This window comes from Bacillus sp. N13C7, from assembly GCF_026790065.1.
Lineage (GTDB): Bacteria > Bacillota > Bacilli > Bacillales > Bacillaceae > Bacillus.
In genome coordinates, this window is the sequence record NZ_JALAMO010000020.1 from 1 (window position 1) to 12,661 (window position 12,661).

16 protein-coding genes and 1 pseudogene are annotated in these 12,661 nt (G+C 41.2%); 15 read left to right on the top strand and 2 right to left on the bottom strand.

What is annotated here, in order from left to right:
• The first annotated feature begins 345 nt into the window (after positions 1-345).
• The 12 genes and pseudogenes from MOB98_RS18390 (at position 346) to MOB98_RS18445 (ending at position 8,461) form a co-directional block, all read left to right on the top strand.
• Positions 346-1,210, top strand: a pseudogene (locus tag MOB98_RS18390) (manganese catalase family protein).
• 191 nt (positions 1,211-1,401) lie between these two features.
• Positions 1,402-1,641, top strand: coding sequence for a YkuJ family protein (locus MOB98_RS18395; RefSeq protein WP_003218671.1), 240 nt, complete (start codon positions 1,402-1,404; stop codon positions 1,639-1,641).
• A gap of 106 nt (positions 1,642-1,747) precedes the next feature.
• Entirely contained in the window at positions 1,748-2,266 is a 519-nt protein-coding gene (locus MOB98_RS18400; RefSeq protein ID WP_268361070.1) for a ribonuclease H-like YkuK family protein, read from the top strand.
• Between the two features lie 133 nt (positions 2,267-2,399).
• On the top strand, positions 2,400-2,597 hold the full coding sequence (abbA, locus tag MOB98_RS18405) for an AbrB antirepressor AbbA (RefSeq protein WP_010886502.1): 198 nt from the start codon (positions 2,400-2,402) through the stop codon (positions 2,595-2,597).
• A 138-nt stretch (positions 2,598-2,735) separates the two neighbouring features.
• Positions 2,736-3,179, top strand: coding sequence for a cyclic-di-AMP-binding protein CbpB (gene cbpB / locus MOB98_RS18410; RefSeq protein WP_268361071.1), 444 nt, complete (start codon positions 2,736-2,738; stop codon positions 3,177-3,179).
• 146 nt (positions 3,180-3,325) lie between these two features.
• Positions 3,326-4,207 carry a transcriptional regulator CcpC gene (ccpC, locus tag MOB98_RS18415; RefSeq protein WP_268361072.1) on the top strand — a complete coding sequence of 294 codons (882 nt, stop codon included), beginning with the start codon at positions 3,326-3,328 and terminating at the stop codon, positions 4,205-4,207.
• Between the two features lie 110 nt (positions 4,208-4,317).
• Positions 4,318-4,794: a flavodoxin gene (locus MOB98_RS18420; RefSeq protein ID WP_268361074.1), complete on the top strand. Its 477-nt coding sequence runs from the start codon at positions 4,318-4,320 to the stop codon at positions 4,792-4,794.
• The gene (locus MOB98_RS18425) at positions 4,784-5,677 is read left to right on the top strand and encodes an exo-alpha-sialidase (RefSeq protein WP_268361075.1); all 894 of its coding nucleotides are present in this window, start codon (positions 4,784-4,786) and stop codon (positions 5,675-5,677) included. The genes MOB98_RS18420 and MOB98_RS18425 overlap by 11 nt, the downstream gene beginning before the upstream one ends.
• A gap of 15 nt (positions 5,678-5,692) precedes the next feature.
• Positions 5,693-6,148, top strand: coding sequence for a flavodoxin (locus tag MOB98_RS18430; RefSeq protein WP_268361076.1), 456 nt, complete (start codon positions 5,693-5,695; stop codon positions 6,146-6,148).
• 104 nt (positions 6,149-6,252) lie between these two features.
• The gene (gene dapD, locus MOB98_RS18435; RefSeq protein WP_003238912.1) at positions 6,253-6,963 is read left to right on the top strand and encodes a 2,3,4,5-tetrahydropyridine-2,6-dicarboxylate N-acetyltransferase; all 711 of its coding nucleotides are present in this window, start codon (positions 6,253-6,255) and stop codon (positions 6,961-6,963) included.
• A gap of 66 nt (positions 6,964-7,029) precedes the next feature.
• The gene (locus MOB98_RS18440) at positions 7,030-8,154 is read left to right on the top strand and encodes an N-acetyldiaminopimelate deacetylase (protein WP_268361077.1); all 1,125 of its coding nucleotides are present in this window, start codon (positions 7,030-7,032) and stop codon (positions 8,152-8,154) included.
• 61 nt (positions 8,155-8,215) lie between these two features.
• The gene (locus MOB98_RS18445) at positions 8,216-8,461 is read left to right on the top strand and encodes a YkuS family protein (protein ID WP_003238909.1); all 246 of its coding nucleotides are present in this window, start codon (positions 8,216-8,218) and stop codon (positions 8,459-8,461) included.
• Between the two features lie 36 nt (positions 8,462-8,497).
• Here the strand turns inward: MOB98_RS18445 and mscT are convergent, their stop codons facing one another.
• Entirely contained in the window at positions 8,498-9,301 is an 804-nt protein-coding gene (gene mscT / locus MOB98_RS18450; protein WP_268361078.1) for a small-conductance mechanosensitive channel protein MscT, read from the bottom strand.
• Positions 9,302-9,544: 243 nt separating this feature from the next.
• Here mscT and ahpA point away from each other — a divergent pair, with 243 nt between their 5' ends.
• The 3 genes from ahpA to rok all read left to right on the top strand — a co-directional run bounded on the left by ahpA (position 9,545) and on the right by rok (position 11,649).
• Positions 9,545-10,087 carry a biofilm-specific peroxidase AhpA gene (gene ahpA / locus MOB98_RS18455; protein WP_268361079.1) on the top strand — a complete coding sequence of 181 codons (543 nt, stop codon included), beginning with the start codon at positions 9,545-9,547 and terminating at the stop codon, positions 10,085-10,087.
• A gap of 68 nt (positions 10,088-10,155) precedes the next feature.
• Positions 10,156-10,614 carry a thiol-disulfide oxidoreductase YkuV gene (gene ykuV, locus MOB98_RS18460; protein WP_268361080.1) on the top strand — a complete coding sequence of 153 codons (459 nt, stop codon included), beginning with the start codon at positions 10,156-10,158 and terminating at the stop codon, positions 10,612-10,614.
• Positions 10,615-11,064: 450 nt separating this feature from the next.
• Positions 11,065-11,649, top strand: a complete 585-nt coding sequence (rok, locus tag MOB98_RS18465) for a transcriptional regulator Rok (RefSeq protein ID WP_268361082.1) — start codon at positions 11,065-11,067, stop codon at positions 11,647-11,649.
• A gap of 42 nt (positions 11,650-11,691) precedes the next feature.
• Here the strand turns inward: rok and MOB98_RS18470 are convergent, their stop codons facing one another.
• Entirely contained in the window at positions 11,692-12,657 is a 966-nt protein-coding gene (locus tag MOB98_RS18470) for a sporulation protein (protein WP_268361084.1), read from the bottom strand.
• Positions 12,658-12,661: the final 4 nt, after the last annotated feature.

Genomic DNA, 12,661 nt, shown 5'->3' on the forward strand with positions numbered 1-12,661 from the left:
AGACACCGTCCTTTTGAAGTCTTTCTTTTATTTTATTACAGGAGAATGGATATTTTAAGAAAAAATAAAGGCTGTCGAGATTTTCTCGACAGCCTGGCGGCTGAATAGCCGTTTTTTTATAAATTGAAAAAAACATCAAAAAACAATTGACATTGATACTGAGAATCATTATCATTTAATTATAGAGAGAAGCTACTCTCTGTTCCCCAACCCCTCTATCAGATCAAGATCCGAAAAAGCTTGGCGCTACCCCCGCCAAGTTTTTTTATTTGCCAGAGCATAAGACAATCCAATGAAACAATAAACCTTACTAGTGAAGAACACTGAACGCTAGGAGGAACAAAAATGTTTAAAAGAAGCAACAGACTGTTCATTGATCTCGCCTGAACACCCGGATCCCAATGCGGCAACGGAAGTGCAAGAGCTATTAGGCGGCAAATTTGGTGAGATGTCCACTCTGAATAATTACATGTTCCAGTCCTTTAACTTTCGAAGCAAGAGAAAATTAAAAACGTTTTAAATCTCGTATCCAGTATGACTGCTGAGGAGTTCGGCCATGTTGAACTTGTATCTAATCTTTAATGCTGACAGGGTCGACTTTTTAAAGGCGATCCCGATGCAACACCGATGCGGGATGCAAAAAACAAATGAAACGCCCAGCAGAAATAGCTAAAACGTCTTATCCATTTGATTCAATGGGAAAAGCCTGGACCGGAGAAAATGTGTTTAACAGCGGAAATCTGGTGCTGGATTCGATTCATAACTTTTTCCCAGGATGCGGTGCCCGAACTCATAAAATGAGAGTGTATGAAATGACTGATCACCCGGTGGCCAGAGAAATGGTCGGATATTTGCTCGTGCAGGGCGGCATTGATATCGTGGCATATGCGAAGGCGCTTGACATTGCGACAGGCGCCAATATCGGCAAAATGCTGCCGATCCCGAATCTTGACAACAAACATTAAATGTGAAGAGCAGGGCAATCTCATACGAAGCTGTATACCTTCAGCAATACAGATTACAAGGATATCAATAAAATATGGAAGGGCGAGCATCCGATTGACGGCAGTGAGCTTCATGTGTAAAGAGAGCGCCGATGCCAGATTTCAGAGAAGTGCCGGAGGAATTTGCACCAGGAATTTCAAAAGAGGATTTTGATAAAATTGCAAAACAGCTTCTTGACTCTGCAGGCATCTCAAAAAAATCATAATTGTGTGTATGACATTCAAAAAAAGCCTCAAACTAATAAAAAAAAACGTTTTTTCACTTTTTTTCTTTTCTTAAATTCAGCAGTGAAAATGCCATCCTGTCCGACTTTATGGTATGATGCTCAATAGAACTTGTATTATAATAAATACTTGTTGATTTGAAGTTGCTTTTTGAAAGGAGTCTTTTTTTAGAATGTCACAATTAATGGGTATCATCACACGGCTGCAAAGTCTGCAAGAAACAGCGGAAGCGGCTAACGAGCCAATGCAGCGTTATTTCGAAGTAAATGGTGAAAAAATATGCAGTGTTAAATATTTCGAAAAGAATCAAACGTTTGAACTGACGGTTTTCCAAAAAGGCGAAAAACCTAACACATATCCGTTTGATAATATCGACATGGTTTCCATCGAAATCTTTGAACTTCTTCAGTAAGATTCCTGAAAAAGGGCGAACAAGCTTCCGCTTTTGCAAAAAGTAATTGAAACGATAAGGAACATACTTGTTTCATGGTTGTAAATCCTTGAAAAGGAGTGTCGTCATGGCTGATTCTTTTCTGTTTTATAATCTTTCAGAAGCAGAGATGACCTTTCAAGATGTGATGGAACGGCTTAAAGCCTTTGTTCGAAAGGACCCCCGTTCTTCCTATGTGTTATCGATCGGAACCGATTCACAGGTCTACCGCGATTACACAAAGTTTATTACCGCATTGCATTTGCACCGTACCGGCAAGGGAGCTTGGGGCTGTTTGAAAAATCATGCAGTCGACAGACCCATACATAGCCTTCGGGAGAAGATTTCGTTAGAAACGGCGTACAGCCAAGAAACGGCCGCTCATATTCTTGATGGGCACTTAATGGATATTACCGATCTGCTCCTGCCCTTTACCGGTGAGGGGGCGGATCTTACCTTTGAGGTTCACTTGGATATTGGGAAAAAAGGCCTTACAAAAGAACTGATTCAAGAAATGACAGGACGTATCACTTCCATGGGGATTGAGGCAAAAATAAAACCGGATTCATACACTGCCTTCAGCTATGCAAATCGTTTCACAAAATAATTCCGGCTGAAAAGCCAAGGGAAATGTCGAATTATGCGGTTGACGTTTGTTTTCTGATTACTTATTCTAGCGGTAGAGCTGAAAGTAAGCTATCTTGCTTTCAGAGGTATTCAGTATAAAACAGGGGGCCTGATTGCGAATGAGTCTTATCGGTGAACGATTTACAGAAGAAGAACAAAAACTTCTGCTGAATATCCTGATCAACCATGAGTATGCCATCGAGCTTTTAAGCAGTGAGATCAACGATATAGAGACAGGTACCAAAAACGTTGACGGAACCACCTACAAAAAACTTGTAACGCTTTACGACCGATTTCGATTTGAAAATTAATGGAACGCCCTATAATTGATACTCGGACAAAGAGTATCTTTTTTATTGAATGGAAACTTTTCGACAAATACTGATAAAGTTTATATTATTGTAATATAGGGAATGTATTGTTGATGAAAATGAAAAGGGGTCGAAAACATGATAAGCTTACAATCAGACCAGCTTCTTGAGGCAACAGTCGGACAATTTATGATTGAGGCGGATAAAGTAGCGCACGTTCAAGTCGGCAACAATCTTGAGCACGCATTATTAGTGCTGACAAAAACCGGATACACTGCTATTCCAGTTCTTGATGCTTCCTATCGTTTACATGGCTTAATCGGTACAAATATGATCATGAACAGTATTTTCGGGCTTGAGCGAATTGAGTTTGAAAAGCTTGACCAGATTACGGTCGAGGAAGTCATGGTGACTGATATTCCGCGTCTGCATATAAATGATCCAATTATGAAGGGGTTCAGCATGGTCATTAATAATGGATTTGTCTGTGTTGAAAATGACGAGCAGGTGTTTGAAGGGATTTTTACAAGAAGAGTGGTACTAAAGGAATTAAATAAGCATATACGCTCATTGAATAAGTAGGCTTCACGGCCTATTTTTATTATATTGGCAGAGCAACAAAGAAAGCGCATACATAAGTTAAACCAGAATAGGGCTTGAAACAGAAACAAAAATTTTATTAGAATGGGAGATAAGAAAAACTTATTGATCATAAAAAGGAGGACGACATGCAGCTTCAAGAGCTTCATATGCTCGTAGTTTTAGCTGAAGAATTAAATATGAGAAAGGCGGCGGAACGGCTTTTTGTCTCCCAGCCGGCTTTATCTCAGCGCTTACAAACGATTGAAAAGGCGTGGGGCACAAAAATCTTTTTAAGATCCCAAAAAGGTTTAACGGTAACGCCGGCCGGTGAGAAAATCATTCAGTTTGCGAATGATGTGACGTTAGAGCAAGAAAGAATAAGAGAAAATATTGACGAGCTTGAAGGGGAAATTCACGGCACATTGAAGCTTGCTGTCGCTTCCATCATCGGCCAGCATTGGCTTCCTAAAGTCCTGAAAACGTATGTGGAAAAGTATCCGAATGCAAAGGTCTCGCTCATTACCGGATGGAGCAGCGAAATGCTGAAAAGCTTATATGAAGACCAGGTACATATCGGCATTATTAGAGGCAACCCTGAGTGGAAGGGCCGTAAAGATTACTTAATGACAGATCACCTGTATTTAGTGGACACCGAAATTTACTGCATTGAGGACATCGCCCATACAGAACGGCCGTTTATCCAATTTAAAAGCGACAGCACGTATTTTCAGGAAATACAGCACTGGTGGCATCAAAAATTTAAAACGTCGCCAAAACAGACAATATTGGTTGATCAGATTGAAACGTGCAAACAGATGGCGCTGCACGGAATTGGTTATGCCATTTTGCCGTCTGTTACTTTGCAAAACGAAGATAAAGTCAATAAAATGCCTCTGTTAGACACAAAGGAGCAACCAATCGGACGGGATACATGGCTATTAGGCTATGAACCTGCCTTTGAACTGAAGCAAGTTCAAGCTTTTGTTCAAGTGATAAAGGATATGCTGGATCAGGAAAATCCATTTTAAAGACAGCGATGTGCTGTCTTTTTTTATTTATATATTGACAATGAAAATCATTATCATTTAAAGTGATACATATGATATTGAAAATCATTATCAATTGGTGAGGTGATACCATGGCGAAAGCCTTGATTACATATGCCAGCATGTCGGGAAATACAGAAGACATTGCTGCGATTATAAGAGATACGCTTCAGGAATATAAGTTGGATATCGATTGTGTTGAGATAGATGATGCAGATGTGTCTGCTCTGACATCCTATGATTATGTGCTGATTGGCACGTATACATGGGGCGACGGCGATTTGCCTTACGAAGCGGAGGATTTTTTTGAAGAGGTCAAACAGCTTCAGCTTAATGGCTTAAAAACAGCGTGCTTTGGATCTGGTGATTATTCTTATCCAAAGTTTTGTGAAGCGGTCAACTTGTTCAGTGCCATGCTGCAAGAGACGGGAGCTGCTGTTTACCAGGAAACATTAAAAATCGAACTCGCGCCTGAAACAGATGAAGATGTAGAAAGCTGCAGAGCGTTTGCAAGAGGGTTTCTTGCATGGGCAGATTATATAAATAAGGAAAAAAGCCATGTTTCATAAAGGAGCCACTGCTGTCACGGCATCAGCATGTTCAGGTTATTTTGTGGCAGTACAAAGAGAAGGTATTTTCCACTATTCTTTGGAGCATGGCTGGAAAAAGCTTTTTCGGTTGAAAAGCAAAATTCATTGCATCAGCTACATAGGGCCGTACTTATTTGGCGTCGGTGAGAAGGGAACGGTCATTCGCTCGTCTGACGAAGGAAAAACCTGGACGATGTCGAGCTTTCCGACAAATGCAACAGTGTGGGCGATTACCGGCCGGAAAGACGGATTTGTCTGCGCCCACGGCAGGCACTGCATTTATGTATCGGATAACTTTGGGGTTTCATGGCGCGTCATAAAACCTTTTGCCGAATTTAATAACCCGCCTGTTATCCGTTCGTTGTGCCTGCACGGCAGCAGTCTTTTCATTGGCACGCAAATACACGAATGTTTTGGTGGCATTTGGGCTTACGACTTTACACGTGACACTGTCCAAATCGTTAAGAAAGAAATAAACAGGATGACGGCATCCATGATTGTGTTCGATGAACATTGGCTGGTGGCGACGATGGGTTCTGTGAAAGGAAAGCACGGTGCTGTCACTGTACGAAATATATTAACTGATGAAGAATTCACCATACAATCCAGCACGATCAGAAAAGAAGAATCATTTCTTGATGTTTCTGAGGATGATGGAATTATATATGTCACCACAACGCAAGATGAAAATGGTTATTCGATGATTTACCAGGCTGATCTCGAAGCTCGTTCGTTAACATGGTTCGATACCATTAAGGGGCATGGATGGAGAGTGGCCAATCAGAAAGAGAACTTCTTTTGTGCAGGCTTGTATGAATGTAAATTTGTCCAGCCGTACGAAGTTTCAGCAATGATACATTAGAGGAGGAGTATTAAATTGGGGAAGATTTTGCTCGTTTATGCAACAATGTCAGGCAACACGGAAGCAATGGCAGATTTGATTGAGAAGGGGCTTCAGGAGGCGGAAGCGGAAGTGGACCGTTACGAAGCGTTGGATATTGATGATGCACAGCTATTTAACGATTATGACCATATCATTATGGGAACCTATACGTGGGGCGACGGAGACCTGCCTGATGAATTTTTAGACATTGCTGAAGACATGGATGAGATTGATTTTTCCGGAAAGACATGCGCTGCATTCGGTTCCGGTGATACAGCATATGAATTTTTCTGCGGAGCGGTTGATACGCTCGAAGCGAAAATAAAAGAACGGGGAGGCGAGATTGTGCTGCCTTCGGTGAAAATCGAAAATAATCCAGAAGGTGAAGAAGAGGAAGAATTAATGGAGTTCGGGAGACAATTCGCAAAGAAAAGCGGGTGCGTTGTCTGATCACCCAATGGGAACTGCTAAAGCGGCTGTTCCTTTTTTTCTTGTCTTTGCATCTCTCCTTTGATACAGTAATGAGGTAGAAAATCAGGAGGAGGACTATACATATGAAAATGATGGACGCAAATGAAATTATTTCATTTATTCAAAATAGTACAAAATCTACACCTGTTAAGGTTTACGTGAAGGGTGAGCTGGAAGGAATCAATTTCGGCGAATCTGCGAAAGCTTTTATCAACGGAAACACTGGTGTTGTTTTCGGTGAATGGAGCGAAATTCAAACAGCAATTGAAGAAAATCAAAGCAAAATCGAAGACTATGTGGTTGAAAATGACCGCCGCAATTCTGCGATTCCAACGCTGGATCTTAAAAATATCAAAGCGCGTATCGAGCCTGGCGCAATCATCCGCGACCAAGTTGAAATCGGCGATAACGCAGTCATCATGATGGGTGCTTCTATCAATATCGGTTCAGTCATCGGCGAAGGTACGATGATTGATATGAACGTTGTTTTGGGCGGACGAGCTACGGTAGGAAAAAACTGCCATATTGGCGCGGGTTCAGTACTTGCCGGCGTTATTGAGCCGCCATCCGCTAAACCGGTTGTCATTGAAGACGACGTTGTAATCGGCGCAAATGCTGTTGTGCTTGAAGGCGTAACAGTAGGTAAAGGAGCCGTTGTTGCTGCGGGAGCGATTGTAGTAAACGATGTTGAGCCTTACACTGTTGTTGCAGGAACACCTGCTAAAAAAATCAAAGACATTGATGAGAAAACAAAAGGCAAAACGGAAATCAAGCAGGAATTACGCCAGCTGTAAGGAATGGTTTGATAAAAGGCGTGGATAATATATCCACGCCTTATTCGTATAGCAGGAGGAATGAAAATGAAGAAAGAGGAGCTCATCGCAATCCGCAGAGATCTGCACCGTATACCGGAGCTTGGATTTCAGGAGTTCAAAACCCAGCAGTATTTATTAAATGTCTTGAAACAATATCCGCAAGACAGAATTGAAATTGAGAAATGGCGAACAGGGCTTTTTGTAAAGGTGAACGGGACGGCGCCAGAAAAAATGCTGGCGTACAGAGCGGATATCGACGCACTTTCCATTGAAGAGCAGACAGGTCTTCCATTCGCATCAGAGCATCACGGCAACATGCATGCCTGCGGACACGATTTGCATATGACGATTGCACTCGGCATTATTGACCATTTTGTTCACCATCCGGTCAAACATGATTTGCTCTTTCTGTTTCAGCCGGCAGAGGAAGGGCCTGGCGGTGCTGAACCTATGCTTGAGAGCGATGTACTAAAAAAGTGGCAGCCTGATTTCATCACGGCACTGCATATTGCTCCGGAGCTGCCTGTAGGCACGATCTCAACAAAAAGCGGCCTCCTTTTTGCGAATACCTCAGAGCTTGTCATCGATCTGGAAGGAAAAGGGGGACATGCAGCCTATCCGCACTTAGCAGAGGATATGGTTGTAGCGGCAAGCACACTTGTCACCCAGCTGCAAACGATCATCTCTAGAAACACAGATCCGCTTGACAGTGCCGTTATTACGGTTGGTACCATTACCGGCGGTTCAGCGCAAAATATCATTGCGCAAACAGCTCATCTGGAAGGCACGATCCGCACGCTTTCTGAAGAATCAATGAAGAAGGTAAAGGAACGGATTGAGGATATAGTGAAAGGAATCGAAATCGGGTTCCGCTGCAAAGGAAAAGTCACATATCCTTCTGTGTATCACCAAGTTTATAATACGAGCGGCCTGACAGAAGAATTTATGTCTTTTGTTGCTGAACATCAACTGGCAACAGTAATAGAAGCAAAAGAAGCAATGACTGGAGAGGATTTTGGCTACATGCTGAAAAAATATCCCGGCTTCATGTTCTGGCTTGGCGCTGATTCTGAACATGGGCTTCATCACGCAAAGCTGAACCCTGATGAAAATGCGATAGAAACAGCGGTTAACGTGATGACAGGTTATTTTTCTGTTTATGCCAATTAAGTACAAATGAAAGAATAAAATTCCATGAATTGAACACTCTAATAAACGGAGGTGTTCAATAATGGCTAAAAAAATTGGAATTGAGCAATCGTTATCAGATGTAGAAGCTGCATTAAAAGAAAAAGGTTATGACGTTGTAATGATGAAAAGCCCTGCCGATGCAAAAGGCTGTGACTGCTGTGTCGTAACAGGTCTTGATAATAATGTGCAAGGGATAGCCGATACGGTAACACAAGCACCTGTCATTACAGCTTCCGGGATGACTGCTGAAGAAATTTGCAGTGAAGTTGAAAGCAGAATTCAGTAAATGAAAAACCGAAGCAAACAGCTTCGGTTCTTTTATTTATTCTGTTTCTTTCGGAAAAGCGCGGTCAAGCGCGGTTTTTATTTCTTTTTTCAGCACTCGCTCGACCCGCCACTGTTCCATATTTTCTGTTTTGGCGATGACTCTGATCACAATTTCAGAAGTTCCCAGTTCTTGAATCCCGATGACATTTGGGCCTTCTTTTATTTGGGGAAGAGCGGCTGCCGTTTCATCACATACTTGCTGTAAAATATGAATCATTTCATCAATGTCTCTTTCAGCCGGCACTTCAATATCAACCAGAGCCTGCATGGTTCCCCGGGAATGATTGCTTACGTTTGTAATGTTTCTGTTTGGGATGTAATGAAGTGTTCCATCAAAGCTGCGGATTTGAGTTGTCCTTAAGCCAACCTGCTCGACAATTCCGTTAAAGGTAGAAACCGTAATATAATCTCCGACATCCAATTGTTTTTCAAGCAAAATAAAAAAACCTGTCACGATGTCGCTGACAAGCCCTTGGGCACCAAATCCGACAGCCAGTCCTACGATTCCTGCTCCCGCTAAAAGAGCGCTTGGATCGTAATGAAATAAATCAAGAACCATGACGAAGAATATGAAAATCAATATGTAAGCAAATATGTTAAGAGTCAGGCTTCGCAGGGTATGTGCACGTCCGATAGACAAGCTGTTCTGCTCTTCGAATTTTGCAAACAGGTGTTTAATGATTTTCATGCCTAATGATCGAACAATAAAATAGAGCAATATCATTATGACAAGTTTAATGAGCAGAACACCGGCATTTGTAATCAATCCCGCCCAATCGTATTGTTTAATAAAATCCATGTTGGAGCTCCTTTTCTGTAATGATTGCTGAATGTTGACATTCATTACCCTATACAAGAATATGTTAAACGTTTTATTCAAAATTGTCGAAGCCAAAGACATGTATAATTTGTTAAAAATTGACTCGGGAAATCTGCTCCTATATAATGGGCATTGTGATGCTATTAACGGAAAATGGATAATCATCCTTTATTTTCATGCGGATCCGGCATTTAAGCCAAACTATCAATTGGAGGGATACATATGGCAGAACGTATGGTAGGTAAACAGGCTCCTCGTTTTGAAATGGAAGCAGTCCTTGCAAGTAAAGAATTTGGCAAAGTAAGTCTTGAGGAAAACATGAAAAACGACAAATGGACAGTACTGTTCTTCTATCCAATGGACTTCACTTTTGTTTGTCCGACGGAAATTACTGCTATGTCTGACCGCTATGACGAATTCGAAGATCTTGATGCAGAAGTCATCGGGGTTTCTACTGATACAATCCATACTCATTTGGCGTGGATTCATACTGACCGAAAAGAAAACGGTCTTGGCCAGCTGAAATATCCGCTTGCTGCCGATACAAACCATGAGGTATCCCGTGAATATGGCGTATTAATCGAAGAGGAAGGTGTGGCCCTGCGGGGATTGTTTATTATCAATCCTGAAGGCGAGCTCCAATATCAGACTGTTTTCCATAACAACATTGGCCGTGATGTTGATGAAACGCTTCGTGTTCTTCAAGCGCTGCAAACTGGCGGACTTTGCCCGGCCAACTGGAAGCCAGGCCAAAAAACACTTTAATACTTTCTAGAACGAAAAACGGTCTAACATATTCGTTAGGCCTTTCTGTTTAATAGGAGGGAAAAGCAATGAAATTACGTCAGCCCATGCCTGAATTGACTGGGGAAAAAGCTTGGTTGAATGGTGAAGTAACAAGAGAGCAATTGATCGGAGAAAAGCCGACGCTTATTCATTTCTGGTCCATCAGTTGCCACTTGTGCAAAGAAGCGATGCCGCAAGTGAATGAATTTCGTGATAAATATAAAGAGCAACTGAATGTTGTAGCTGTGCATATGCCCCGTTCCGAAGATGATCTTGATCTCGAAAAAATTAAAGAAGTAGCAGATGAACACGACATCACTCAGCCGATTTTTGTCGACAGTGATCATGCTTTAACCGATGCATTTGAAAATGAATATGTGCCTGCATACTATGTGTTTGATCAAACAGGACAGCTCCGTCACTTCCAAGCTGGGGGTAGCGGAATGAAAATGCTTGAAAAACGTGTCAACCGCGTTCTTGCTGAAACAGAACAGGCAACAGAATAGTTTTTCGTAAAAAAACCTGATCCCATCGGGTTTTTTTATTTGTACAAGAAAGCAATCGCAGAAGAGTAAGAGGCTTATTTTTCCAAATTTGGATATAAGATATGTGGATTTTCCTGCTTAAGGGGCTAAATAAACGCTATTTTTTTATGTTTTTCTTCAAAATTAGATATATTTCATATTCCAGAACTCGAAAATTGTAGATATTACACTAAATTTCATTAAAGAAGTAAGTAAAATATATATTTTCAACATTATACCAATTCAATTTGAAAGACCTTTGATCCCTTGTGAATAAAGGACTCTTTTGAAAAATAAAACATTTTCAGAAAATAAGGAATTTTTCATAGAGTAAATATAATAGTAAAATGCTAAAATAATAGTTGATAAAATTACTTTTGTAATCTAATATCTTAATAAAGATGTTAATTCTGATAGGGGGTACATTGAGGAATGTTTAATGAAAGAGAAGCTTTGCGCTTGCGGTTAGAACAATTAAATGAAGCTGAAGTGAAAGTCATTCGTGAATATCAAATCGAACGTGATAAAATATACGCAAAGTTAAGAGAGCTGGACAGAAATGGAAGCCCTTCCGAAATCAAAAAGGATTTCCGTTCTGAAAGAAAAACGGACTCTCTGCCGGTTCTCGCTGAGCTTGCGGCTCAGGAAATCAGAAGCTATCAGCCGCAGTCACAGCAGCAGTCCGTCCAGCCTCAGCTTCAATCAATTTCCTCTCTTCCTGCCGGTATACCAGACGGATCAACACGAAGAAGAAGAGGAACGGCAAGACCGGGATCAAAAGCAGCTAAGCTGCGTGAAGCTGCTATTAAAACGTTAAAACGCCACAACGCGGCGATTAAGAGCTCGGAGCTTCAAAAAGAGATTGAAAAAGAAAGCGGTCTTGAAATCCCTAATATGACAACGTTTATGCAAAGCTTAATTAAAATGTACCCGGAAGTGAAAAAGCCGTATCGCGGCCAGTACATTTTAGAGGGCGAAATCGAATCAACTGAATCTGCAGAATCAGCTGATGAATAAACATTACAGAAAAACTGCTTGGCATGATGCTCAAGCAGTTTTTTATTGAGGTTTTTTATGTGAAGATTTGTTTTCTTTCTCGAGATTAAGCTTATACACCCACTTTTGATAAGGCTTTTCTTCAGCAGCTCTGTTTTTCAGTTCTTCGATTTTATGGCTCATGGCCTGATCAGTTGATTGGGCGCGGGCGAGCTGCTTTTGAAGCGCATGTATCTGTTGGGTGACATCTTCAAGTATGGTTTCTACATGGTTTGGCTGCGTGAAGACCGCTGGAGCTTCTTCTGCCGTTTTTTCTTTTTGTTTCGTGCCGCCATCAATATCGGCAAAATGAGAAGCAATCCAGGCATCGCTTTCATCAAGCTGGCGTTTATACGATATAATAGTTTCGTGAAATAATTTTTCTTTCGTTTTTTCTATTTCGAGCAGTCTTTCTTTCGTTTCTATAATTCGATCTTTCATATGGTCAACTTCTATTTTAATATGTTTTAGCTGATATTCTTTTTCTACCATTTGCTCTTTTAGACGGCCGTTTTCGTCTTTAATCATTTCGGTTTGCTGTTTTGCCTGAAGCAGCGCGTCTTGTTCCTGCTTAATAGAGGCCTGAAGCTGGCTGATTCGTTTATGCAAATTTTTATTTTCTTCTTCAATTTTGATTTTAGCTATATAAAGCTTATGTTTTTCTTCAATTTCGGCTTTGCGTTTGTAGGTTTCTGCAGAAAGAAGCTCCTGCAAAGCAACGATTTTATCAAGCAGCTCAGCTCTTATGTGGTGCAGGGTTTGGCTGGTGTGGGAGGCGTTTTTTTCTTTCGTTGACATTTGTGTTAATTCGGCAGACAACTGCTGGAGTTTTTCTTTCATATCGTTATTTTCTTTGAGCAGTTTGTTATTTTTCTGATGGAAGTAGCTTGCTTCAAGTTCGGCAATAAGCTTATGGCATCTTGATAGCTCTGATTTTAAATATAGGTTCTCCTGAGACACGTCGTGGAAAAAAGGACCTGATCTTTTCATTCGA